Below are 24,964 nucleotides of genomic sequence, written 5' to 3'. Positions count from 1 at the left end.
CGTCATGAACTTCATGGATGCCTCCTTCCTGCGCGACGTCGGACCACGTCAGTTCCCCCGTCAGGTCGAACGCCTCCTGATGCACCTCGGCTTCACCGACCTCGCGACCATCGACGGATCCGGTGACGGCGGCGCCGACGTCCTCGGCTGGCACGGCGGCCGCGGTTGGGTCCTGCAATGCAAGTGGAAGCTCAACGGGCTCATCGGCGCCGAGGCCGTCGATGAGGTCCAGCGCGCCCGAGAGCTCTACGGAGCCGATGAGGCCGCCGTGGTTACGACCAGTGCACCCGGCCCTAAGGCGATCCGCCGTGCCGACGAACTCGCCGCGATCACCCGCCCCGTCAAGTTCTGGACTGGGGAGGTGCTACGTCGCGCGTACGACCGCGCCCCCAGCCACCTCGCACCGGTCACCCTGCGCCCGTACCAGCGCGACGCCGCCGCGGCCATCAACGCTGACCTGGCCGACCGGCGTCGAGCCATGCTCATCCTGGCCACCGGCATGGGCAAGACCGTCGTCGGCGGGTCCGTCATCGCCGAACACCTGCGGCACGCACCCAGCGCCAACGTTCTCGTGGTCGCGCACACCCGCGACCTGGTCGCCCAGCTCGAACGAGCCCTCTGGACACATCTCCCAAAGCATGCTCGCACCCGGCTCCTCACTGGCGACGATCGCCCCGACGACCTCGCTGGGGTCACCTGCGCCACGGTCGCCTCAGCGCTCGCTGTCGTCCGGATCGGCTACAAACCTGACCTCGTCATGATCGACGAGGCACACCACGTCGGTGAAGACGGCCAGTTCGCCGAACTCCTCGACCGACTCGCGCCAGCGCGGCAGTTCGGCGTCACCGCCACCCCCTGGCGCGGCGACCGCTACGACCTGACCACGCACTTCGGTGAGCCCAGCTACACCCTGGGCATCGAAGAGGGCATGCGCCGCGGCTACCTCGCCCAGGTCGAATACCGGCTCTTCGTCGACAACATCGACTGGGACGTCGTCCGCACGGCCAGCGAGTACGGCTATAGCCTCAAAGAGCTCAACGCCAGACTGTTCCTGCCAGAGCGCGACGAGGCGATCCGCGACGAACTCGCTGCCACCTGGAACCGTACGCCACGACCCCGTGCCCTAGTCTTCTGCCGCACCATCGAGCACGCCGAACGAATGGCCGACATGCTCAACGACTCTCCGCCCTGGGGCAGCAGCCAAGCTATCCACGCCGGCCTGCCAATGCGAGAACGACAGCGGCGGCTGCTGGCCTTCCGAGCAGGTGAGACTCGAGTCCTCACTGCCGTCGACATCCTCAACGAGGGTGTTGATATTCCCGACGTCAACATCCTTTGTTTCGCCCGCGTCACCCACAGCCGGCGCATCTTCGTCCAACAACTCGGTCGCGGCCTGCGGCTGCGAGAAGGCAAGGACCGCGTCGCCGTCCTCGACTTCGTCAGTGATCTGCGCCGTATCGCCGCCACCCTGAAACTGCGCCGCGACATAGACGCTGACGACGTCGAGACGCTGCCGCTGGGCCATGAATCCACGATCACCTTCTCTGATCAACGTGTCGAATCGCTGATGGAGGAGTGGATCAAAGACGCGGCGAGCCTCGAGACCGCCTACGACGAGCACCGCTTACAGTTTCCCGCCACCCTTGAGACAGGCAGTTGAAAGATGCCGGCGACTCCAACCATCCCGGCCAGTGTCCGGGACGAGGTAGTGAAACTTCTCTACACCGACGCCGACAGCCTTGACTGGGAGCGCCTTCCAGCACAGGCAAAAACGGCTCAGTACAACCGCTGGGTCGACGACCCTCGCATCGGCGGCCTCCTTTCGAGGTTCGTCTCGAACCCACATTTGTGGATCAAGGAGGTCCCACTCAAAGAGTACGCCCGAGCGCTTGAGAATATGGGCAGGTTCTCGCAGTTCACCGCGATGCACTATGCCCCTCCAGCCGATTTCATCGGACCAGTTTTCGGACCAGAATGGCGCTACATCCCGGACAGCCAGGCCGACAAACCGCCTCACTGCCTGGCCACGGACGGCAAGACCCAGCGCTACCTCTGCTGGGGACCGCCCAATCAATTCAAAGATCTTCTCTGGGCAGCCCTGACCATCGGCGCCACAGAGAGCGGTCGCCCCGGAGTCGCCCTTTCGGTCCGCATCGACGCGGAGATCGACGCGAGTGACAGGCATCGGAACGAGGCCATCGGGGCACGATGTGGCATCGAAGTGAGGTACGCGGTCCGCCCGCTGCGTCGACGCCCCTAAGGCTCAAGCAACGCGCTGACCGGGCAGGGCGTGTGGCTGGGATTACAAGAAGGATAGCCGGCCAATGCGAAGTGGCCTGCTGGAGCTCAATCTCCGCTCGACGTAGCCGCTACTCCCTAGGCTCGGGCCACTGTCCCGTGAGAGGCGACTCCAGACTCGCGAGAATGAATCGATTCCTTAAACCCGGTGTTGCAGTAGGGGTGAGTTAGCTGCGCGTTTTCGCGCGTCCCGGAGCCCCCATCAGCCCTCCGTACGATATGGTCGAAGGATGCCGCGCTAAGCGGTAGGCGCGCGCCGCATATTCTACACTTGGGGGCCGTGTCGATAATTTCTCTCAGAATAACCATGTTCTTAGTCTCCGTTGAGAAGCTTCTTCCACGCTCACCTCTGACGCCATCTACTTCCCTTAGGGCCGTCCTTAGGTCCGGCTGATCTTTGAGAATGTTGACGATCTGCGGCGTATCTGCACCTTGAGTCAAAGCTTCAAAGGTGGTTTCCAGCATAACAGTTATGGGCGAAACAGACCGCGTCAGACTACCGTGTCGTCGCACAATATGGTTCAGGAAATACTTATGTGTGACCAGAAATTCCTCGAAGTCGGCGCGAATGGCCATGAATTGGTTGAGGCGCCGCCGATTTACCAAGTTCGTCACGAAGCTGATAGCAGAGAGGAAAGCAGCCGGTTGGAACCGCCCCGTCGCGCTATAGAAGTAGACGGCAGGGTGGAGTCCAAGCGAGGCAGGGTCATTTCCAGCAATGCGCGAGGCAGCCTTTCGGACCGCTCTCATGAAGCGTAGGGTGTGCTCGCCGTCGTGATCGTCAGCTAGTTCCGCTCTACCGGCCGCCTCCGAGCCAGGCTTAGTCGTAGAAACTTTGCCCCTACGCCAAGTTTCTGGCGAAATGCCATTTACGAAGTTTACGAGCTCGAAAACCATCTTCACGCTATCCGAAGAGTACCCGCGACCAGCCACAGGAAGATCCGCGCTGCGTATCGAGGTATCCAGCGAGGGCTTAAAAATTAGGTCGTAAACTTCTTTGGCGATTTGCTCGATCTCAGAGCGCGTCTGAGCGCCAAACGAGGACCAGTATTTGTGCCCGGTTCCTGCTCTGATAAAGGCACGAGCCGCCACAGCGTTCGGCTTGCGCCTCGCTTTGATCATTTCCAGCTCGGCCTGATCGATAGGAGTCGCCTGTTGATTGATGCGGAAGAACGAACTCTCCGCCTTGTCGGCTTCGCCCATCACCCATTGGAGGCTTACTGCGAAGGCGCTCAGGTTACGCGCCAGGCGAAGGCGCTCCTTAGAAACAGCCTCTGGGTTTCGTAGGGCTACACTGAGGTCCCGATACGAACCGACTGTTTCCGCGATCAAAGAACGGGTCGCTTCGGCCGCTTTCCGCTGTTCGACCGGAATCACGTTATTGAAAAATTCTATTGAGGTATGCCGGTCACCATAGTCATCGTGAGCCTAGGCGACCAATGCGCTCAAACGATGTGCTCCATCGATGACGAAAATGCTGCCACTGATGGGCGATCGCCACATGATGACGGACGGTATGAGGTCCCCTTCCAGGAAACTACGGACCAATTCTGCAACCTTGTCCGGCGGCCAGCTGGCCGTCTCCCGCTGAAAGTCGGGTTTTCTCAATACATTGTAGATGAGACTTTCAGCCACGAGATCCGTAACCTTTAGACTTGTACTAAGGATCGACGGCTGCGTCAGTGGCTCGTTGCCAGCGAGCTCAAAGTCCTCGCGGGGAATCAGGGCATCAAGGTTTACGTGGTGTGTCGGCACTTAGCGGATCCTCCAGGTCAATGTAAGCCTGCTCCGCCTACCAGGCGATGTCGATGGTCTCGCCTAGATTACCGACACAGGGCTCGCTACGGGGCCCTCCAAGATCGGGAAGCCGTGTCCGCAAGTCGACATCCTTGATCCCCGTGGTCCTCGGGTTCAGGGTTACATGGCTGGCAAATCAACAGTCCGCACGACGGGCGGTAGGTCCGCTCGGTACGGGAGCAACCCGAGCCGGCGGTGTTTGACGGTGGCGGCCACCGTGACGTCCGCTCGGGCGGGAGTGCCGGCTGGCGCCTTGACCACGATGGTGAGTTCTTCGTCGCCGATCAGCGGCGCGCCGCTCACCGCCCGGAAGCGCCATTCGGGGTCGCTGTCGTGCTCGCCCATCCCGACGACGAACAGTTCCTCACCGCTGCCGTCCGGTGCATATTCGATGGTTGATTCGATGATCGTGAGTTTGGCCGTGAGTGAGATACGGCCGGTCCGGGGCACTGCGTGGGAGCGTCGCTTCGGGTCGATGGACCAGGCGATCGGCTGCCGATCCGCGGGCGCGTCCGGTGCTTTCAGGTGCACCCCGACGGCCGCGTCGACGATTGAGTCGCTGCCAGGTGCGGCGCGAAAGGCGCAGAACAGGCTCAGCATGAGGTAGGTGCTGTGCTCCGCCTCAGCCTCGAGGAACTCACGCCAGTCTGGGTCGGAGGTCGCCGAAGCGGCGGTCAGTTGACGCACCACCGGACTACCGAGAGAGACGCGGCCGAGAACACGCGGTGGCGCATCGGGCGCGTGTAGCCGTGGCTCCAGTACGAGGTCGACCTCATGAAGTGTGGCGGTGGAGTGATCATCCACTTGTTGGCTCCTCGGTGGTTGCCGTGGTGCGCCAGTCTCCTATGTAGACGAAAGCGCCCCAGTCACGGTAGGCGGGATGGCGGTCACGGGTAGCGCGCTGGGCCGCGTCGAAGGCGGCGCGCCGATCCGGGTCGGCGGCGAGCCGCTGGTAGAGATGGCCGAAGAAGTCGGTGGCAACCTGGGGATGCACGGGCCACAGGCAACCGATGACGGCCGCCGCGCCGGCGGACAGCAGGGCTGCCGGCAGGCCGCGGAGGTTGTCGTTCGGGTCGAATCGGCCCAACGCCGACTCGCAGGCGCTCAGTGTCACCAGATCCACTCCGCGCAGGTCGGTACGCAGGATGTCGTGGGCGAAGACGCGGCCGTCGTCGTCGGCGCCGGGTGACAGATACAGGCACTGGAACCAGGGTGCCCATTCGTTGTGGGCGCCGTGGGCGGCGACGTGGATGTACCGTGCTTCGGCCAGTGCGGCAAGGAAGCGCTGTGGGGTGGCGGCGGGGCCGAGGATCGCCGCGCCGGCCATTGCCTCGGCGACCTGTGCGGCGTGAACCTCCAGCGCATCCTCGGCCGGCAGGCCATGTCGGGTGCCGCCGGCCGCCGAGGCGAACGCGAGGAAGCGGTGGCGGGCCGAGGGTGGGCGCCCACGCAGCAGTTCGGCGCTGGGAATCTGGGTGACGGTCCAGTCGTCGGCGAGCGTGCCGCTGCCGGCGGCGAGCAGGTGGAACGGGACGTAATGGAGTGGCCCGTCGGCCCAGACACACAGGTGCCGGCGGCCTTCCGCGTGCCAGTGCGGCACACGGTCGAGGAAGCCGGCGAGGAATGTGTCGGGCCGTTCGGCCAGAGTCTGCTGGGCGTCGCGGGTTACGACGCGGTGCAGTGGATCAGCGGTGATGGCGCGGCGAAGGTCGGCGACGTGCAGCGCGAGCGGGGACAGCGTGAGGTGGTGGGTGCCCCGGTAAAACCTGATCAGGCCGCCGGCGAATTGTGGGAGCAGCATGCTGCGGTGCTCGACGCTGTCCCGGGTGATCGCCAGCCCATGCAGGGCGGCGACCGGGGGGCTTGCCGCGTCGCGGCGGCCCTCACCGAGCATCAGCGACACGAGCACGGTCTCCGGTGGCAGGAGCGCCTGCACTTCGTCGAGCGTGAGCAGGGGCAGGCGCCATGGGCTGCGGGCGGCCGTCAGTTCGTCGCTGACGCGTCGATCGGATGCCCGCTGCCGGTTGCGATGCACGGCATCGACGTCGGATTCCGTCTCGGCCTCCGCGGAGCCGGCGTAGCAGACCATCGCCGTCTCCGCCCCGCCAGGCAGCTCGACGTCAGGCGGCGGGCCGGGCAGCAGCGCTTCGTCGGCCCGGGTCCGCTGCAGGTCGCGCAGCAGCTGAGGGGTGGCGGTCAATGGCCCGCAGGAGTGCAGCGCCGAGGAGAACCCGCGGCCCTTCGCGGCCTGGTGGACGACCGCCACCGCGGCGACGTCGACGCTGGATCCGATCAACGCGAACAGCAACTTGCGGTAGAACTCGTGCAGCGTCCAGGCCACGGACTCGTCGGCTCCGACGCCGAGCCCGGCCGCGGCGGGCAGCAAGGCGGTGGCCGCGCGGCCGGCGGTGGCGTCCTCGCAGGCGAACACCTGCTGCAACCCCGCATCGAGGCTGTTCAGTGCGAGGTCGAGCTGCCCGCACAGGGCATAGCGCAGTGCCGCAGCGCCGTACTCGCGCGCCGCGTCGGCGTGCGCTTCGGCGCGGTCGGCTTGCATGCCGAGGTCGTATGCGAGGCCTGCGTCGAGATAGTCGATGGCGTCGTGGTGCCAGTCCCACAGCTGCGGCGCCGCCTCGTGTGCCTCTGCTATTAGATCCCGGCCGAGTTGGTGGGCACCGTCGACGGGTGAATGCGCGGCCAAGTGAATGAGCGTGGCGGCCAACTCCACTCTGCTCCAGCTGTCCTCAGCCGCCAGGGCCCGCGCCTGCTCGACCAGTTCCGGGATCTCGCGAAGCGCTGGCGAGCAGGGCAGGTGCCCGTCGACGAGCAGATGCACCTCGCTCATCCAGCGCTGACGACGCTGCGCGTCGTTCCACAGGCGGGGCAGTTCCTCGTCCGCTGCCGCCAGCAGTTCCGCCTCCAAATCCGGGCGCACCGCCTCTGCGGCGAGTGCGAGGGCCTCGGCGAACGCGGAGGACGCCTCGTTCAAGCCGTAGCGGTCTCGCATCGTGGCGAGTGGGAGGGGTAGGAGGTCGACCAATTCGTCAGGCAGACCGACCTCGCCGAACCGATTCAGGATCCGCAGCAGGTACAGGTAGCCGATCACGTCGTCGGCCGGATTGAGGAGGGCGAAGGCCTCCCGGCACGCCAGCCGGATCTCCTCGTCGGCCGATTCCTGTCGCAGCCCGGCCAGGAAGGAACGGGCCTCCGCGAGCGCCCTGAGCGCCCGGCCGCGTTCGTGCCCGCGAGCCAGGTCAGCCGCCCGCTCCAGGTATCCGACGGCCTGCTCGGCGGCGACCATCGGCGATGGCAGCGGACTACGGTCCACATCGTCGGACCGTTCTGGGTACGCCGTCGCCTGGCGCCGATGCCGGGCCAGCCACAGGCCGTGCGCCCCGTCGAACGACAGCCCCGACATGTAAGCCATATACGGGGTCAGGTACAGCAGGCCAGCGGCGAACAGGGTCCCAGAGAGTTCGTCGCGCTCCTCGGCTTCGTGCGCGCGAAGCAGTGTGAGCTGCCGGGTCAGGACCTTCTGGGCATCGGCGAGTCGTTCGCCACTCGGAGTATCAGCCAGGCTGTGCCGCACCGCTTCGACATAGGCATCGGCAACCCTCCACCAGGGACCATCTCTAGTGGCACCCCAGCGACTCTCCGCAGCCGCCAAGGCCAGCCGAAGCAGGAGCACAACGTCGACGGGAACGTCATCGCGGTGCCTGTCGATGGCCGCCTCGACCACCAGGTCAACGGCGGCGGCGGACAGCGCGAACGCCGGATCGACGACGCGGCGGAACCCCTCGGTCTCCGGCAGCACCCGGGCGCGGACCTGAACACTGAGCTGGGCCAGCGCGTTGGCCTGCCGAACGTCCGCCTCGCCGGCATGCGGCGCCGGCCGGTCGCCGTCCCCCGCAGGAAGCGCCACCGGCACGGCAGAGTCGGCCTCGCCGGTCGCGCGGGCGGTGCGGGCGGTGCGGGCGGTGCGGGCGGTGCGGGCGTTCTCACGGATCCACAGGGCCATGACCCGGCGCAGGTTGGCCAGGGCCGCCTCGCCGTTACGCGACGGGCCCCCGCCGGCCGCCCGGCGTAACCAGTCGGCAGCCTCACCCAGCAGTGGCACTGCTTGCTGTCCTGTCCGCGTGGCGACCTCGGCCCGTCTCCCGATTGCCGTCCCTACCCCGGCGCAGGCGTTGGCGTACTCCCTAGAATCGGCGGCCACGTCGGCGAGCGCGGCGCGATACGCCGACTCGGCTGCCAGCAGGTCACCGGGATCCTCGGTGACCGCGAACCGCATCAGGTAGGCGTTGCCGAGTGCCGATTGGCGCGTGGACCGAAGCTCCGCTGCCGCCTCGGAGCGGGCGGAAGCGGTACTCAATGCACTGACTGCCGCTTCGGCGTCGGCGCGCCGACGGGCGGCCGGCGCGTCGGTCGCACTGGCGCGCAGCAGCAGTGCGTGTCCCAACAGAGTTTCGCGGGAGCTAGCATCGCTGGCATCGTCGAGCGCTCGCAGGAGGACGATTGCTTCGTCGACGGGGGCCAAATCCCCGGAGTCTTCCCCATCGATGATCAGATCAGCCGCGCGGTCAAGAGGATCTCGCCACGGGTCGTGTCCGGTCTCTCGGATCACGTAGGGCCACAGGTCCCGCGGTACCCGCCTGTGGTCGGCCAGGAAAAGTAGCCCGTACAGGTCGAGAGCTGTGGCAAGATCGTCCTTGGCGCTGCCGTGCGAATCCTCGCCGGACGGCGCCTGTGAGTCGCGCTGGACGGACGTCACGAGGTTCTGCCACGCGACAGACCGCGCGTGGTAGTACGTTGCAGCCGCGTAGAGAGCGTCGGTGTCGACAGACTCGCGGTCAGTCACCTCATCAGTCGTAAGACGCAGCAGATCGGCCGCGACGACCAACCCTTCGGGATCCAGTAGACGCTGCGGGGGTCCACCCGCCTGGAAGTCGCTCACCCGGCCTACGAGATCCGCGAGCAGGACATCCCGCACTCCCGGCACCTCCGTAGTCACGACCCGGTCCAGTGTATTGAGAGGCCGCAACCCAGCGGAGACAGCGGCAATGGTGCCTCCGCCGATTCTTTTGACCTCTGTAGACCACTACCGATGAAGTACACCCGGACCACCGGACGGGCCAGCGCCCGCCGGCCGCGCCATGGCCATGGCCGCCGACAGATGCCTACGACGCCCCGCTTATGCAGCGCAACACGGTGTCATGCCCCAAGGCGAACGCCTCAGGCCGAGCACCGATGAGACTCGCCACGCCAGTGGCTATGGGCGTCTCAAGCCCGCGCCCGTCTGCACCGGCAGAAGAGCCGACCGCGTCAATGGCAAAATCGACGTGAGTCCGTGAGCTTTGTCGGTGAACATCGCGCAGGCGTTCGGTCACAGACAGCACCTCAGCCCGACCGGGAGTTTCAATATGCCTCAGCTGTGACTACGGGCACTTATCGACGATTTCGACTCAAGGACCGCCAGCACGACCTCAGCGGTTGGTCTGGTCAGTAGGGCTGAGGGCGAGGGGATTCTGCGCGCGTTGCTGACGACCTACCTGCGCGACATCGGGATGGACGTAACCCGCACCGGATATCGTCCCTGCACCACTGTTAACGGCAAACGTGCGGTGCTCGACGACCTCCTCCTACTCGTGTGCCCAGACGGGCGACGCAAGCTACTTTCGGTGGAGTACAAGTTCTGGACGGCCTCGAGCTATCAGGCCCGCGCCGTGCCCACCGACGTGCCTGTCGAAGCGTACGCCTGGCACCGCTGGCACGACGGAGAGTCATCCTGGCAGGGTGCCGTGACCCGCGAGAGCTTCCTCAGTTGGGAGCCGGGAGCCAAGGTGCTCGGGTTGCTCGACCGTAGCCAGCTACCCACTGCCTACAGACAACTTCCGGTCCGGCCGGTCCTCGCGGTCTGGACGCCGCTGCTGGCCCGACCCTGCGGCAGCGGAGTGTGCTGGAGCGAGGCTTGGCTGGCCGACGGGTGGCATCGCGGCCAAGGCTACGACGAGCCGCTCGCGGTTTTCAGCGGATCACTGTTCGCTCGCTCGACAAACCGCGTGAGCGTTCCTACAGGATTGGATAAGGCGACGTTTGGCGTGACGATCAGGGCCGCGATACAAATCGTGAACGACCTCGTCGAGGAGGAGTAGGGCTTCCTGCCCTCGCCGCACGATTGACGCGCCGGCTGGTCGGCGGTGCGCACCGGCACGCCAACCGCTCGAACTCCGGGCTGCTGCGTCGAGCCCACCCGAGTCGCGTACTGCGACGTCGGGCGGGGCCCGTGCTAATTTCCGGCGGAGGTACGCTGTTCAGTACGGATAGAAGGGCATCAGGGTTCTAGCGAGGTGTTCGAAGGCGATCCGACCTTCAGAATTCGCGATATAGACCCGGCATTGCGGACCTCCAAGTTCGAAAATCCAGTCCATGCAACTTCCGCACGGCGTAAAGTGCTCCCGCGTGCTCGCGATCGCTATGGCGACCGCGCGAATGCCGCCACCAGTGATCATCGACGTGAGGGCATTGACCTCCGCGTGGACATCATGCGATCGGAATTTGTGCTCTACATTGCAGCCGGGATACACGATGCCGTTGTCCGCTAGGACGGCTGCACCGACCATGGTTTTCCCTAGCACCCTGGCATTCTCTCGTGCCCGCCAGGCGAAGCTTGTAAGCTCCAGCGGAGGGAGCGCCGCAGTCACGATCTCTCCCGTTCCGACCAAGTCTTGAACGCCTCTAGCCGAACTTTCCAAAGTTCCTTTCCTTCCTCAGTTTCCTGTAGGTCACGCGCATGCTCGAGGAGCGGCCATACCCGCTCCGCCCAATGGACCGAAGCGCCTTCATACTGCGTTGCCCACGCTACCTGCGATAACGGTTCCGCAGGAAGCTGGGAAAGTCTAGCGTCCACCTGTGACAAGAACCTCTCAGTGGCGTCCTCGTCAGAAAGTGCCGCCATTTCCAAAAGAGCGCGAACGGCACCGTAGACGACCCACGAGTACGAGTCGTTATCGATTGCCTCCAAAAGCAGCTGGGCGTTTTCGCCCGAAGGATGGCACCCCAGTGAATGCACAACTCTCCATCTAATGGAGCATGATGTGTCATCTAAGGCATGTCGGGCGCCGCGATACATTGCTCGAATTTGCCGAGCGCCGTCAGGTTCCAGGTTGCAATGCCTGGCGACTTGGGCTGCCGTCCAGCCGATGAACGGATCTGGATTGCTTACTTCTGAGATGTCAAGCTCATTTACCGGGCGAGAGGGATCCCTAAGCCGCCGAAAGAGTCCGTACCACGTTGTGAACCAATCCGGGCCGGACCCGTCTGAGACTCTCTCGACCTCTTCAACCAGGGCCGCAACAGTCGTTGCTCTGCTGAATCGAAACCCAGTGACTCCGTCCAACTTCTCGGTCCACTGCTCCGCTCTAGCACGCGATCCACTGACTGGGTCAAAGCGCTTCTCCCCTAGCATTGCGGCGAGGGCCACCGTAAGGTGGCGAGGCAGCGGCCAGCCGTCTCGTAAGGCACGTTCGACGCATCGGATTGTCCCGAACCAGTTCCAGTCATACAGGGCGGTGATGTAGTTGGAGATTCCCTCTTCTGACTGGAGTTGGTCTAGGACCATTATGAGTGACTCGTAGGTGTTGGCATCAAAGCTCAGCGCGTCAAAGTACTTTGGAACCCATGCATCGGGTCGTCTCGCTAAAGCGCGACTCGCGAGATAATCATGAAGAAGTTGATGGTAGAAGACCGCACTGTCGTCGTCTGGAAGCAGCATGACGCGAGACTCAATAAGTCGACGTGCGACCGACGGCCCTGCAGTTGCGACCAGGTCACGAAGGGGGAAGGTGAGGCCCTCCCTTCTGGTGTACATGGCAAGAGCAAAGTCAGCGAGGTTGTCGATGTCATCTTCGCTCAGGCCGAGCCGTTCCTCGAACATGCCATGGATGGCTTGAACGCTGGTCTCCCAGGTCCACCTGCCATCGGTCATGGCGACATCTAAGAAGAACGGGGTCGTTAGCAGTTGTCGTCGCCCCGAATCATCAACGGCGGTAGTCCGGGATGACGGACTCCTTACCTCGAGGCTGGCGGGGCTTGGGGGCAGAAGGAGATCGACATCTGAGGGCCTCAACGGGTTGATCTCTACTAGTGACCATTCGGGAGCGGAGTACCGATTTGGCGATCTGTCAGTTACCACCAGCGACGATCGAACAACTCCACGTAAAAAAGTGGCCAAAGATTCCAGCACTCTCCTACTAAGCCCACTTGGGAGCTCATTCAAACCGTCCACCAACCAATACTGCCTCGCATCCGCGGCTGCGAGGTCCGCGTGAATTCCCTGAATTAGCGCTGCGGTTGCAGGAACGGCGGACGCTTCGAGGATCTGGTCGACAGTGGGGCTTTCTTCGTTATCCGCAAGATACCTATTGCGCTCGTGCGCCCACGGTTTTAGGTCGATAAAAACAACAAGGGCGTTCCCACCTGAGCTTAGTCGCGACGCGAGATCGACCAGAGTGGCACTCTTGCCCGAGCCCGCCTTCGCGTGGATAGCTACTAGGCGATGCGCGGCCACCACCTCCGGCAAGGCGTCTAGCGGCTTTTCCGGTGCGTCTTCGTCGCGAAATGTGAGCGGGAACTGGTTTGTTGGACGACGCCTTGTGATCGCGACCTCGAGTTGGCGTCGATACTCGGCGACGTCGGCCGAGAGTGAGGCGGGGGCCCTCGGTTCGCGATACTCGGACACCAGCTCACGAATCTCACGTACCTGATCCGACAAATGCCTATTCTGGTATGAAGTCAACACTACACGATCGTCAGGATCCAGCGATGCTGGAAGCTCGGAAATCGCGAGTTCAGCGAAGTCGGTCGCGATGTTGTGTCGGGTGGCGGGGTCGTGGTCCTCAGAAAGGCAAAGCTCTATGCCACGAACAAGTTCGGGGCTGACTTCCACGCTTGTCTCAATCAGTAGGGACCATGTCTCCACCAAGGCGAAGAAACGTTCCAGCTTCCGGCGTTCCTGGGCGGTTGGCTCGGGAAGACTAGTGTTCCTTTTCGATAGTGCTCGCTGGACCAGCTTTTCTGCTCTGTTGAGTTCGCCGAGCTTGCCCAGCGCTCGGAAGATGGAGTCAACGGCCTTACCTGCGAGCGCCCCGGTGAGCGGCTCCATCATTGACCACCTTCCTGCGGATGTTCGACAGGGGCAGAGTGGACGCACAATGATCTCTGCTGCCCCTCAGCGTAGTACGGCAGCGGGTTTTTGTGATCACACGAGGGGGCGGAGCTGGTTCGCCGCTGGCGGTGCTAGATGCCCGCTGGCGGCGGTACAGCAGCGAAGCACAGCAACCGATCGAGCTGGAACCACCACGCGCCCGCGAGGAGCTAGCCGACCTCGGCGCAGCCGTAGAGGACCACAGCGCCCGGAGCTACGGATTAGCGAGTCCGAGTAAGGATTCCCTCGGACGGGATGACACGAGACATGGTCGACTGCGGTCTCTTCTCTGACGGGTCTAACCATGACGCACGCACCCGGCTGATCTTCAGCAACCGGCCACAGCAACGCCCCGCCGCGATCGGCACACGCAATTAGAAAATGAAGAGCCGCAGGTCGTCCGCTTCGGACACAGGTGGAGCGTCGGGTTAGAACCACCACCCGCCACACCACGCGACGAGTACGACCGACTCCGCGCGACCTTGCACAACGCCGCGCGCACCGGCCTCTCCGGGCAGAGTCGGACCGGCCACCCCGACTTCGCCCGATACCTCATCGGACGAGTTACCTGGGTCGGTCATCACCACCCGGCAGGCGCAGCCAAACTCGCCACGCTGCTAGCTCAAGCGCTTGCGGCACTATAGACTGACGCGGTGCGGCAACTTCGCAAGATCTCGGTGAGGACGCGTCGAACCAACCGAAGCACGGCCTGAGCAAGAATTACGCCTGTTCTGCCAATCTTCGGCAAGCGAGCACAGCAACGGGCGCGTGCGACTCACTAACGTCAAAACAGAATAGGAACCCGCAGGTCAATAGCCTATGGGTAGAGATAGAGCGTCGTCTTAGGAAACCGATGCTCTATCCCCTGAGCTACGAGGGCGCGAGGGCCCAGTCTAGCGACCTGGGGGTTCACCTGGGATGGCAGGGAGTGGCCCGCGTTCACCCACGTTCCCCGGACCGCCGTTCTCCCAGCCCAGGACCACACCCGGAGTCTTCATGTGACTCCGGTTGATCTTGGCGGGCGGGGTGAGGCGGCCCGACGCGATCGGGTCGCGTCGGCGGAAAGCGGTCTGTTCAGGCTGCGGCGCGGATCGCTGGTGCCGGTCGGGTAAAGGTCTTGCGGTCGCGGATCAGTGCCCAGAGGACGTCGACGCGTCGTCGGGCGAGGGCGAGTATGGCTTGCCGGTGGTTCTTTCCTTCGGCACGCTTCTTCTCGTAGTAGGCGCGCGAGATAGGGCATTCCCTGGCGGCGGTGAACGCCGCCATCCACAGAATGTGCCGCAACCTTCGGTGGTAGCGGCGGGGCGGCCGATGGTTCCCGGCAACCGTTCCGGAGTCGCGGGAAACTGGCGCCAGGCCGGCATGAGCCGCGAGTTTGGTAGGGCTGTCGTACTCGGTCATGCCGGCGGTGTGGACGAGTAGTTCGGCGGTGAGCAGGGGACCCATGCCGGGCAGGCTCTCGATGATCGGCGCCAGAGGGTGCTGGTCGAGCTGCTCGGCGATGAGGTCGTCGACGGCGGCGATGCGCTGCTCCGGGGCGAGGATCTCGGTGGCCATCTGCCCGACGACTACGGCGGCGGCGCGTTGCCCTGGCAGGGTGACGGTCTGCTGCCGGGCGGCGGCGACCATCGCCTCGGCGACCTGGACGGCGTTCTTGACGTGGCCGCGTCGGAGCAGGGCGGTGATCCGGTCGACGCCAGCGTGCCGGATCGCCGCCGGCGTCTGCCAGCAGCCGAGGACCATCATTGGGCCCTTCCGGTTCAGGTCCACGGCCCGTTCGAGGGCGGGGCTGATGCCGGTGAGCAGTTCCTGCAACCGGAACAGAGTGGCGACGCGCTGCCCGACGAGGTCCGCGCGGTAGCCCGTCAACACGGTCAGTTCGGCAAGCAGCCGGTCGGAGGGTTCCAAGATCGGGATGTCGGGGCGCAGGCGGATGGTCTGCGCGATGACCACCGCGTCGCGGGCGTCGGTCTTGTTCTCCCCGGCGAACGCAGCGGCCATGTGGAACGCGACGGTGCCGGAGACGTAGCGGACCTGGACCTGGCGCCGCCATAGCAGGGTCAGCAACAGCGCCGACAGGCCGGTGGTGACGTCGACCGCCCAGCAGACCGGACGGCCGTGCGTCGACACCTCGGCCATGACGGTGAGCAGGGCTGTCTCGTCGTTGGCGACCCGGCGGGAGTAGACCAGCCGGCCGTCACTTGCGACGGCGGCGACGTGGTGGTGGGTCTTGCCGATGTCCACGCCGATCCACAGCTTCGCCACCCTCGCGCTTCCCTTCGTTGACGAGTTTTCTCGGTTGGGCCCGTCGTCTGTGGGTTCGGGTTTGCCGGCACCTTCTCACGAGGCGAACGCAGGTCGCGGATCTCCATCAGCGGTCTACCGAATCTCGCAGACGACGAAGCGGCGGGCGGCATCTCCTACCGTGAGCCAAGCGATCTCGACGAAACACACGCAGCCATACCCGCCACTTCCCGGGCATCAGGGTCTACGGCTCTCGGTGCCGCGCCCGTTCAACCCGGCCCGCCTGCGGAGCGAGAAGTGGGTGGCACCTCGAGGCTCAGCCACGATCACGGCGGAACACACTTCAGCCATCCCCACCCCCGTCCCTGCAGGCGCGCAACACCGAGCCTGCCGCCGTCGCCGGCCGGCACCCCGGACACGAGGTGCGTTCCCCGCGCAGAATCAGCGCTCCACCGAGCGCACGGCAGGCGTAAGGCATCGTGGCCCACGACGGCTGGTCGCCGGCCGCCGCTCCGAGACCGGCCTGATTCCCACGCCAGCCGTCGCCGCAGCGGCTTGAATAGCGGTGGTGTGCCTGTCAAAAAGGACGGGCGGGACTGGCGCGTCGGCACCGCCGCCGACGTGGGCTGGATCGCCGGGCACACCACTGCCGGCGTCTCGATCACCACCGCCATCCCGCCGGTCTTCGACGCCTACGCCACCACGTACCAGACCGACGACGTCACCGCCGCCGCCTACGAGCACGCCCTGGTCGAGGACCTCACCATGCACACCGCCGACCAGCCGTGGTGGCTGGCCTACCTTGACACCGGTGCCCACGACGTCGTCTTCCCCCACGCCCCGAGGGTGTTCCTCTACTGGAACTGGCCGTACGTGCTAGTCCAGGCCGGCCCCGAGCAAGCCCTCACCTGGCGCACCGATGGGCACATCCGCCACCCGCACGGCGCGCTAACCGACCTGTTCTTCCCCGCCGACCGGTCATGGCTGGTCTCCGCGCTCTGGGACGACACCTGGACCTGCGTCGGCGGCCCGACACCCGTGATCCACACCCTCCAACGCGATCCCGTGGCCAATGCCCGCCAGGTCCGACCCGACGAGGACGCACTGCCACCGGGGCTGACCCGCGAGTGACAACCCACGCCCCGGGGCAGCGGTCACCCTCCGATCAGGGCTATCGCCCCCACTTCTCGGCAGGACGGCAGCTGCTGGTCGGCTTGCCGTAGATCCGCTTCCCGTCTGGGCCTGTATAGCAGTGCTCGAGTTGGTCTTCGGCCTGGAACAGCGGACGCCTGTCGATCTCCGTTCCTCCGGCGTCGTAGCTGACCAGTTCAGGGTCGTTGCCGGCCTTGAGTCTTGCGTCGCTGGTCATCAGGCCGAACGCGCCCTCGGAAAGCCGGGCTGCTGTGGTGTGGCCGTCGCGGTGGTCGAGTACGAGCCGGTGGACGCGGCTGCTGACCCGGCCGCTGACGCTGACGTCCCCACCGTCGGCCTCGGTGGAGGTCAGCAGCAGCCGCTGCACCGGCCCGGGCAGCCATTCACCGTGCGGCCACGGCTCGGTGGCGCCTCCGCCGGACTCCCGGGCCGTTCCCGCCCCTTCCACGTCGCAGGTGGCGTAGCCGACGTCGTTCATGAATAACACCAGCGCGCGGTCACCTCGTTCCGTGGCCACCGCCAGGTCGGTCAGGGACACCGGGACGGGTCGCTTTTCCGGGTCTTGGCGGCTCTGCCGTTGCGGGGAGTTCCATTGCAGGCACCGCTCGGCCGCATCCTGCAGCGTCGGCGACAGCTCCCCGGCCCTCATGGCCAACATCTGCACGGTCGATCGGTCCGGCCGGTCCCACACCACCGCCGCGGCACCAGATGCCACGGCCAGCAGTACCGCCACGGCCACGGCGATCCTCAGTCGGGGAGTACGCGCCGGAGGCGGGCTCACGAAGTCGAGAAGCCGGGCCCGCATCGCGAGCGCCGCTTCTGGCGGCAGGTCCCGCTCCGCGGGCAGGTCGAGAATGTCGTTCACCGTTTCCCCTCCTGGATCTCCTGCGGCATCAGACGGGCCAGGCGGCTGCGCGCCCGACTGACCCTCGACCGCACCGCCACCTCGCTGATGCCCAACACGGCTGCCGCGTCCGGGTACGACACGCCGGACCACAGGCACAACGCCACCGCCTCCCGCTCGGCCGGTGACAATCGGCGGACCACCGCGAGGACCTCGGTCATCCGCCGCTCGTCATCGAGCCGCGCAGCAACCTCGTCGGCGAGGTCACCATCGGCAAACCGCTCCGCCGGTAGCCGCCGTAGCAGCGCCAGCCACCGGCGCGTCGACCGCCACTCGGAGCGGACCGCGTTGGTGGCGACGACCAGCAGCCACGGCAGCGCCGATCCGTCCACGAGTCGGGCGTCGTGTCGGCGGCGCCACGCGACGAGGAACGTCGCCTGAGTGACGTCCTCGGCCGTGGACCACGACCCGGTCAGCCGGAACGCGTGGTTGTAAACCGGACGGGAGTACCGGTCAAAGAGCCGACCGAACGCCAACTCGTCACCGGCGGCGATCGAGGACCACAGTTCCTCGTCCGCCGGCCGTACCTGATGCCTCACACCACACTATGGCCGCCCACACCGACTCTGTTGCAGGCCGCCGGTCAACGTCTGAGGCCGTGGTGCCGGGCGCGAAAGCTGCAGCGCGTGTAGGCGATGGTGGCCCAGCTCACCGGGCGGCGAATCAAGCGTTAGAGGCCTGCGAGGTTGAGGCGTTCGAGCAGGCTGGGCTTGCGGGCGTGCACCGCCCGTAGCTCGGCCAGCCGGTGTCGGAACGATGAGCTGCCCCCGTCGCGCTCGCCGAGATCGCGCAGGTCGACGAGGAGTTGTACGGCGGCGTCGTACTCGCGGGGTTTCTTCGTGGCGATGAGTTCGTCGACCCGCTGCCATGCGGCGGGTCGGTCGACTGCGAGGGTGTCGAGGTGCCGTTGCCGGGCGGCTGCGGCGCACCGTTCCCGGCGGACCCGGTCGCGTTCACGCTGCTCGGCGTCCCGCCGTTCCCGTCCGGCGCGCAGGTCCGCGGCGATGGCGAGCAGTTGCCCGCTGGTGCGGGTGGATGCCGGGGTGGACGCGTCGGCGGGATGCTCGTCGCGGTAGCCGCGGAGCAGTCGGCTGCGTAGGTGGCTGTCGCCGCCGGTGATCAGGTCGGCCAGGATGGCGTCCTTGTCTGGGGCGGGCAGCCCGATGACCCAGGTGCGTAGTTGGGCAGTGGTCGGTTCACCGGAGGCGGCCGGCGCCGACCCGGCCGCCGCGGCCGCGATCAGGTCGGGGTCGAGGCGCAGGAACTCGGCGACGGCGGTGAGGGGCGCGTCGAGGGTGCCCAGCCCGGCGGGGACGGGCGGTTCGGGCTCGTCGGCGATCTCCTCGGACTGTACGCAGCGCAGCCAGGCCAGGTAGAGCAGGCGTAGGTCGCCGGCGGCGAGGCGGGCCCGGACCGGGATGATGGAGGCGAGCAGACCGTGGCCGTCGAGGTCCCACTCGTCGGTGCCGTCCTCGTCCTCGTCGTGCAGGTCGATGATGACGTGCTTGCCGGCGGTCCAGGCGGACGCGCTGTCACCCTGGCAGTATTGAGCGACGGTTGCGGGGTCGAGTACGTGTTTCGGTAGCCGGAGCATGAGCTGGCGGGTGCCCCAGTTCGCCAGGTACAGGTGCGCGTCGAAGCACCGTTCCATCAGCTTGCGCGGGTCGCCCTTGAAGTCGCCCCACTCGTAGGTGTTGACGAAGCTGGTGGCAGTGATGTCGGCCCGGGTGGACAGCGACCGCAGCTCGGCCCGCTCGCGGCCGGTGAGGGGACGGTCGACGGCGGTAAATTCGTAGTACTGGTACTCGCTCATCGTGGCCTACCTCCCGGCCCAGTGCCGGTAGGCGTCGATCCACGCGGCACCGTCCGGCATAGGGGTGGGTAGCGGCAGGTCGAGAAGACCGACCCGTTGCCGGTGGCGGCCTCGGGCGCAGACCGCGAAGATGCTGTCCGCTGCCAGCTCGATCTTGCCTACGGTGACCTCGACGCCGAGGACGGTGGTGGTGAACGGCACCGCCAGATGCTCCTCGATCATGGCGAACAGGCCGGCACGCTCGTCCTCGTGACCGTCCGTGTCGACGGTGGCTTCCTCGATCATCGCCTCCAACGCGGCGGTCCCCTTCGATGCCATCGGCGGAGGATAGCGGACCGGTGCCGTGGTGCTCGGAGCCCGATGCGCGAGGATGGTCGGCATGGGTTCGGTGGCCGAGTTCGTCGATCTTCGGCGGGAGGTGGAGCGGTTACGGGCGGAGAACGCCCGGCTGGCGCGCCTGCTGGAGCTGCGCGGCCAGGACACGTCTGCGGCGCCGGAGCAGTTGTCTGCGCCGGTTGAGCCGCCGGGGCTGGTCACCATGGCTTCGCCGACCCGGGACAAGCTGGCGTTGTTCGCCGACCGGTTCCGGGCCCGGGCCGACGTGTACGCCGTGCGGTGGGAGAACGCCCGTACCGGTGCTGCCGGTTGGATGCCCGCGGTCGCGGGCGGTTGGCGTAAGGGTATGGACCGGCGGGGTGCCGCCTACCTGCCCCGGACGACGGAGGTGGTCGCGGCGCATCTGGTCGGCGACGTGTTCATGGGCCTGTATCCGCTGATGCCCGGCAACACCTGCCACTTCGTCGTGGCCGACTTCGACGGGCCGGCGGCGGTGCTCGACGCCCTCGCGTACGTGAAGGCGGCACGGGCCAGCGCGGTGCCCGCCGCGTTGGAGATCTCCCAGTCGGGCCGCGGCGCCCACGTGTGGGTCTTCTTCACCGGCGCTGTTCCTGCGGCCACCGCGCGGTCCCTCGGCACCGTCCTTCTCCGTGAGGCGATGGTGCTGCGCGGGTCGATGGACCTCCGCTCGTACGACCGGCTGTTCCCCAACCAGGACGTGCTGCCCGAGGGTGGCTTCGGCAACCTCATCGCCGCGCCGCTTCAGGGTCGCCGCCGCAAGGACGGACTGACCACCTTCCTCGACCTCGGCACCCTTGAGCCGCACGCCGACCAGTGGGCGTTCCTGTCAACGCTGGATCGGCTCAGCCCCGGCGACGCCGAACACGTCGCCCGGCAGGCCAAGCACGCCCTCACCGGCGCGGACGTCGCGACGATGAGCCGGTCCACCGCGACCCAGGTCCACCCTCCGCTCCCTGCGGTGGTCCACGCGGAGGCCGGTGCCGGGCTGAGCATCGACGCCAGGCAGCTCACGCCCGCCGCACTGGCGACGTTCAAGCACGCCGCCGCCATGGCCAACCCGAAATTCTACGAGTTGCAGCGACTCCGCAAGTCCACCTGGGACACCCCGCGCTTCATCCAGGGCTACGACCTGACGCTCGATGACCGCCTGGTCCTCCCGCGGGGCCTGCGGCACACCATCGCCGCCATCGTCGAGCGCGCCGGGTCACGGCTGGCCGTCACGGACGTACGAAACTCCGGGACCGAGATCGACACCGCGTTCACCGCCGAACTCACTGGCCAGCAGGCCGACGCGGTCGGCGCGCTTCTCGCCCACGACGACGGGATCCTGGTCGCCCCACCGGGCTCCGGCAAGACCGTCATGGCTTGCGCGGTGATCGCCGAACGCAACACCTCCACCCTTGTCCTCGTCGACCGCAAAGCCCTCGCCGACCAGTGGCGCACCCGCATCCAACAGTTCCTCGACATCAAGCCTGGCCAACTCGGTGGCGGCCGACGCAAGCTCACCGGCACGGTGGACATCGCGCTGCTGCCCTCCCTTGCCCGGCGCGACGACGTTGCCACGCTGACCCAGGGGTACGGGCACGTCATCGTCGACGAATGCCACCACCTCGGCGCCGCAGCCTACGAGCACTCGGTCAAACGGATCGCCGCGCAGTTCTGGCTCGGCCTCACCGCCACACCTACCCGACGCGACGGCCTCGGCCAACTCGTCACCTGGCAACTCGGACCCGTCCGCCACACCCTGACCGACGAGGAACAAGGCACCCTCGCGGCCGCGATGCACACCGACGCCGGAGCCCGTCGAGCGCTGTTCATCCACGAGACCACTTTCCAACCCGGCGACGTCGACCTGGACGCGCCCGGCGCGCTCGCCGAGGTGCACCGAAGGCTGGCCCTCGACGAGCCCCGCAACACCCAGATCGCCGACGATGTCGCCGCGGCCCTGACCCGCGGTCGCAACTGTCTCGTGCTGACCCGCCGGGTCGCCCAGGTCGAGACACTCACCGCCCTGCTCGCCGCACGCGGACATCAGCCGCTCGTGCTCCAAGGCGCGATGAGCACCCGCGAACGGCGGGCCATCGTTGACCGGCTCGACGGCGCCAAGGCCGGCGACGGCCTCCTTGTCATCGGCACCACACCGTTCATCGGTGAAGGCTTCGACGCCCCCGCCCTCGACACCCTCTTCCTCGCCGGCCCGATCTCCTACGACGGCCTACTCGTCCAATGCGCCGGCCGCGTTATCCGCGCCGCGCCCGGCAAGGACCTCGCCGAGGTCCACGACTACCACGACCCGGCCACACCAATCCTTGCCGCCTCACTCCCACGCCGCATGCCCGGATACCGGGCCCTCGGCTTCACCCGAACATGAGTGCATCCCAACGCGATCACCATGCCTGGCCCCGCCCAGTTGCCCGGGTATGACGAGGAGCCAAGCGTGCTGGGCCTAGCGTAGTAGGCTGACTGCATGGGTCGGTTCTCCGAGGATGAGCTACACGCGGTTGTCTCCCGGTACGAGGCGACGCGGGCGCAGGCGTTGACCGAACGGGATGAGCAGTTGCGGGCGTTTCACGCGGCCGGCTGGCGGCCGGTGGATCTGCAGCGGGTCACCGGGTACAGCCGGGAGACGATCCGTCAGGCACTCCGACCGGAAGTCCGGCGGGCGACCAACATCAGCCGGCGCAGGACACCACCCCAGCCGCCAGCGGACTACCGACCCTACGGCGACCGGAAACCCTACGTCGTGGCCGACACCCTTGCCGAACTGCGCGGCCCGACCGGCGGCACGGTGACGCTTCCGCGTCACCTCGACTGGTCAGGGCAAGCCGAGTACGACCTGAGCCGGACCGCGCGCCTGGCCACCATGTACAAGGTGGTACTCACCGAAGCCGCTACCGTCGAGGATCTGAACACCTGGCTCGACGCCGACCTCCTCCGGCGGCTCTGGCCCACCCTCTGGCTGCCGCCCCAGCTCCGGCAGCGCTGGGAGGACGCCTTCCCCGAACTCGCCGCCACCCGCAGCAACGCGGCATAGCGGTGGACCCCTTCCACGAACGCCTCGCCCGTACCGGGCTCGCGGCGGCCGACCGATACGGCTTCGCGCTGGCCGGCGGTTACGCGGTTCAGGCCGCTGGGCTCGTCGAGCGGGCCAGTGAGGACGTCGACCTGTTCACCGCCTGGGACCGCCGCGACGAGTTCACCGCCGCGGTCGCCGCCGTCGTGCACGCCTACCGGAACGACGGCCTCACCGTCGAGACCGAGCGGCAGTACGACACGTTCGCCCGGCTGGCCGTCACCGACGGCGTGCGGGTCTCCAAGGTCGAACTCGGTGTGGACTGGCGCGCCAACGAACCGATCCTCATGGCGATCGGACCGGTCCTCCACCCCGACGACGCGGTCGCCAACAAGATGAGCGCCCTCTACGGACGAGCGTTCGCCCGGGACTTCATCGACATCGACGCCACACTCCGATCCGGCCGCTACACCCGCGACGCCCTCCTCGCCCTCGCGCAGCGCGCCGACCGTGGTTTCGACCCGCGCATCTTCGCCGACGCCCTCGGACAAGCCACCCAGCTCGATCCCGACGACTTCGCCCAGTACGGCGTCAGCGGCCCAGCGCTGGACGATCTCCGAAGCCGGTTCGCGGAGTGGCGCCGCGAACTGCTCGACGACGAGGAACGATGACTCGGCCCCGACTCGCGGCTACGTCAAGCCGGCACCCACAGGGCCCACAACGTTCCAGATGATCTTCGGCAAGCGATCGCAGCGAGCCCGCGAAGCGACCGGCACGCAACGGGGACGATAGGAAAGCCGCAGGTCATCGGCCTGCGGACACCGGCGGAGCGTCGGGTTAGGAGTCTCTATGTGACTCCGGACGATCTTGGTGGGCAGGGTGAAGCGGCCGGCGCGATGGGCTCGCGCCCGCGGAGAGCGGGCCGCTTCAGGCTGCGGCGCGGACGGTTACTGCCGGTCGGCTGAAGGTCTTGCGTTCGCGGATAAGTGCCCAGAGGACATCGACGCGCCGTCGGGCGAGGGCGAGTATGGCTTGGCGGTGGTTCTTGCCTTCGGCGCGTTTCTTCTCGTAGTAGGCACGGGAGGTAGGGCATTCTCGGGCGGCGGTGAACGCGGCCATCCACAGAATGTGTCGCAGCCTGCGGTGGTATCGGCGGGGCGGCCGATGGTTCCCGGACACCGTTCCGGAGTCGCGGGAAACAGGTGCCAACCCCGCGTGCGCGGCCAGTTTCGCCGGACTGTCGTACTCGGTCATGCCGGCGGTGTGGACGAGCAGTTCGGCGGTGAGCAGGTTACCCATGCCGGGCAGGCTCCCGATGACCGGTGCGAGGGAGCGCTGATCAAGATGGTCGGCGATGAGGTCCTCGATAGCGGCGACGCGTTGTTCGAGGGCGAGAATCTCGGTGGCCATCTGGCCGACCACCACGGCGGCGGCGCGTTGGCCGGGCAGGGTGACGGTCTGCTGCCGGGCGGCGGCCACCATCGCCTCGGCGACCTGGACTGCGTTCTTGACGTGCCCGCGGCGGAGCAGGGCGGTGATCCGGTCGACGCCGGCGTGCCGGATCGCGGCCGGTGTCTGCCAGCAGGCGAGGACGTCAGCGGCTGGAGAGGTGACGGTTCCTGGCAGAGTGACCGCGTCGCTGCGGCGATGCGGCGGCGGACGTGCGGCGCACGATCAGAATGGTGCGGGTCCGCGGCCTGCCAACGACATCAACACCTGCGTGGCGAGTAGCTTGCGGATGCCGGTGACGGTGACTGTCCCCACCCGATCGTAGGGCAGCTCCAGTTGCAGCCCTTCGACTGCGTTGCGCAGGTCTGTCGTGATCTCGTCCGGACGGAACGTGCCGCCCCAGCCGTTGAGTCCGCCGCGCTGGTTGGTGCTGAGGGAAGCCATGCCGGAGATGCAGGCGCCGTCGACCAGAATCAGCCTCGCAGGACCCGAGTAGGTCGTCGTCATAGTCATCAACCCTTCAGGATGTAACGCCGTGCACCCGGGTCCCGGCTGGCTGACAGTCATCAGGAGGTAAGGCGTCGAGTCCGACCATGGTGTGCTCAACCTGGCCGCGACCGTACGTTAGGGGCATGGGCCGATGTTTGTGTCTGTCTCGTTCATGAGCCAGAGGCGCGCCTTGGGCGGCTGACAGTCGACCTTGGCAGACTAGCGCCCGAGGCCTAATCGATCCAC

General features: G+C 66.5%; 20 protein-coding genes. 7 read left to right on the top strand and 13 right to left on the bottom strand.

Annotation, left to right across the window (positions count from 1 at the left end; genetic code table 11):
• Window positions 1-4: 4 nt before the first annotated feature.
• On the top strand, window positions 5-1,660 hold the full coding sequence (locus tag AB0I11_RS03265) for a DEAD/DEAH box helicase family protein (protein WP_357309884.1): 1,656 nt from the start codon (window positions 5-7) through the stop codon (window positions 1,658-1,660).
• A 48-nt stretch (window positions 1,661-1,708) separates the two neighbouring features.
• Window positions 1,709-2,260, top strand: coding sequence for a hypothetical protein (locus tag AB0I11_RS03260; RefSeq protein WP_357309877.1), 552 nt, complete (start codon window positions 1,709-1,711; stop codon window positions 2,258-2,260).
• 116 nt (window positions 2,261-2,376) lie between these two features.
• Here AB0I11_RS03260 and AB0I11_RS03255 read toward each other — a convergent pair whose 3' ends face one another.
• From AB0I11_RS03255 to AB0I11_RS03240, 4 genes are all read right to left on the bottom strand, one after another.
• Window positions 2,377-3,501, bottom strand: coding sequence for an HNH endonuclease signature motif containing protein (locus AB0I11_RS03255; RefSeq protein WP_357310403.1), 1,125 nt, complete (start codon window positions 3,499-3,501; stop codon window positions 2,377-2,379).
• A 225-nt stretch (window positions 3,502-3,726) separates the two neighbouring features.
• Window positions 3,727-3,933 (bottom strand): DUF262 domain-containing protein, encoded by a 207-nt coding sequence (locus tag AB0I11_RS03250; protein WP_357310390.1) that lies wholly within the window; start codon window positions 3,931-3,933, stop codon window positions 3,727-3,729.
• Between the two features lie 282 nt (window positions 3,934-4,215).
• On the bottom strand, window positions 4,216-4,899 hold the full coding sequence (locus AB0I11_RS03245; RefSeq protein WP_357309872.1) for a hypothetical protein: 684 nt from the start codon (window positions 4,897-4,899) through the stop codon (window positions 4,216-4,218).
• Window positions 4,892-9,049 (bottom strand): CHAT domain-containing protein, encoded by a 4,158-nt coding sequence (locus AB0I11_RS03240; protein WP_357309867.1) that lies wholly within the window; start codon window positions 9,047-9,049, stop codon window positions 4,892-4,894. The genes AB0I11_RS03245 and AB0I11_RS03240 overlap by 8 nt, the downstream gene beginning before the upstream one ends.
• Window positions 9,050-9,629: 580 nt before the next feature.
• On the opposite strand from AB0I11_RS03240, the gene AB0I11_RS03235 reads away from it, so the two are divergent.
• A complete protein-coding gene (locus AB0I11_RS03235) occupies window positions 9,630-10,247 on the top strand; it encodes a hypothetical protein (RefSeq protein WP_357309864.1) in 618 nt (205 codons plus the stop codon).
• Between the two features lie 159 nt (window positions 10,248-10,406).
• On the opposite strand, the gene AB0I11_RS03230 is transcribed toward AB0I11_RS03235, so the two are convergent.
• The 3 genes from AB0I11_RS03230 to AB0I11_RS03220 all read right to left on the bottom strand — a co-directional run bounded on the left by AB0I11_RS03230 (window position 10,407) and on the right by AB0I11_RS03220 (window position 15,562).
• Window positions 10,407-10,796, bottom strand: a complete 390-nt coding sequence (locus AB0I11_RS03230) for a hypothetical protein (RefSeq protein ID WP_355111864.1) — start codon at window positions 10,794-10,796, stop codon at window positions 10,407-10,409.
• Complete coding sequence (locus tag AB0I11_RS03225) at window positions 10,793-13,255, bottom strand: hypothetical protein (RefSeq protein WP_357309859.1); 2,463 nt, start codon at window positions 13,253-13,255, stop codon at window positions 10,793-10,795. The genes AB0I11_RS03230 and AB0I11_RS03225 overlap by 4 nt, the downstream gene beginning before the upstream one ends.
• A gap of 1,116 nt (window positions 13,256-14,371) precedes the next feature.
• Complete coding sequence (locus AB0I11_RS03220; RefSeq protein WP_357309856.1) at window positions 14,372-15,562, bottom strand: IS110 family transposase; 1,191 nt, start codon at window positions 15,560-15,562, stop codon at window positions 14,372-14,374.
• A gap of 549 nt (window positions 15,563-16,111) precedes the next feature.
• On the opposite strand from AB0I11_RS03220, the gene AB0I11_RS03215 reads away from it, so the two are divergent.
• The gene (locus AB0I11_RS03215) at window positions 16,112-16,672 is read left to right on the top strand and encodes a hypothetical protein (protein WP_357309851.1); all 561 of its coding nucleotides are present in this window, start codon (window positions 16,112-16,114) and stop codon (window positions 16,670-16,672) included.
• Window positions 16,673-16,712: 40 nt separating this feature from the next.
• Here AB0I11_RS03215 and AB0I11_RS03210 read toward each other — a convergent pair whose 3' ends face one another.
• The 4 genes from AB0I11_RS03210 to AB0I11_RS03195 form a co-directional block, all read right to left on the bottom strand.
• Window positions 16,713-17,558 carry a hypothetical protein gene (locus AB0I11_RS03210; RefSeq protein WP_357309848.1) on the bottom strand — a complete coding sequence of 282 codons (846 nt, stop codon included), beginning with the start codon at window positions 17,556-17,558 and terminating at the stop codon, window positions 16,713-16,715.
• The gene (locus AB0I11_RS03205; RefSeq protein WP_357309845.1) at window positions 17,555-18,136 is read right to left on the bottom strand and encodes an RNA polymerase sigma factor; all 582 of its coding nucleotides are present in this window, start codon (window positions 18,134-18,136) and stop codon (window positions 17,555-17,557) included. Before AB0I11_RS03205 ends, AB0I11_RS03210 begins: the two co-directional genes overlap by 4 nt.
• Before the next feature lie 131 nt (window positions 18,137-18,267).
• On the bottom strand, window positions 18,268-19,410 hold the full coding sequence (locus AB0I11_RS03200; RefSeq protein ID WP_357309841.1) for a hypothetical protein: 1,143 nt from the start codon (window positions 19,408-19,410) through the stop codon (window positions 18,268-18,270).
• Between the two features lie 6 nt (window positions 19,411-19,416).
• On the bottom strand, window positions 19,417-19,728 hold the full coding sequence (locus tag AB0I11_RS03195; RefSeq protein ID WP_357309838.1) for a hypothetical protein: 312 nt from the start codon (window positions 19,726-19,728) through the stop codon (window positions 19,417-19,419).
• 61 nt (window positions 19,729-19,789) lie between these two features.
• Between AB0I11_RS03195 and AB0I11_RS03190 the strand changes: the two genes are divergently transcribed.
• From AB0I11_RS03190 to AB0I11_RS03180, 3 genes are all read left to right on the top strand, one after another.
• Window positions 19,790-22,138: a DEAD/DEAH box helicase family protein gene (locus AB0I11_RS03190; protein WP_357309835.1), complete on the top strand. Its 2,349-nt coding sequence runs from the start codon at window positions 19,790-19,792 to the stop codon at window positions 22,136-22,138.
• A 96-nt stretch (window positions 22,139-22,234) separates the two neighbouring features.
• Window positions 22,235-22,801: a hypothetical protein gene (locus tag AB0I11_RS03185; RefSeq protein WP_357309832.1), complete on the top strand. Its 567-nt coding sequence runs from the start codon at window positions 22,235-22,237 to the stop codon at window positions 22,799-22,801.
• Between the two features lie 2 nt (window positions 22,802-22,803).
• Window positions 22,804-23,451, top strand: a complete 648-nt coding sequence (locus AB0I11_RS03180) for a nucleotidyl transferase AbiEii/AbiGii toxin family protein (protein WP_357309828.1) — start codon at window positions 22,804-22,806, stop codon at window positions 23,449-23,451.
• Between the two features lie 256 nt (window positions 23,452-23,707).
• On the opposite strand, the gene AB0I11_RS03175 is transcribed toward AB0I11_RS03180, so the two are convergent.
• Both AB0I11_RS03175 and AB0I11_RS03170 read right to left on the bottom strand, forming a co-directional pair.
• A complete protein-coding gene (locus tag AB0I11_RS03175; protein ID WP_357309825.1) occupies window positions 23,708-24,262 on the bottom strand; it encodes a transposase in 555 nt (184 codons plus the stop codon).
• A 192-nt stretch (window positions 24,263-24,454) separates the two neighbouring features.
• Entirely contained in the window at window positions 24,455-24,736 is a 282-nt protein-coding gene (locus AB0I11_RS03170; RefSeq protein ID WP_357309822.1) for a hypothetical protein, read from the bottom strand.
• Window positions 24,737-24,964: the final 228 nt, after the last annotated feature.

The sequence above is a fragment of the Micromonospora sp. NPDC050495 genome, from assembly GCF_040655175.1.
In the GTDB taxonomy this organism is placed as follows: Bacteria; Actinomycetota; Actinomycetes; order Mycobacteriales; family Micromonosporaceae; genus Micromonospora.
The sequence above is the reverse complement of the archived record's forward strand: the minus strand, read 5'-3'. Positions and strand labels throughout refer to the sequence as shown.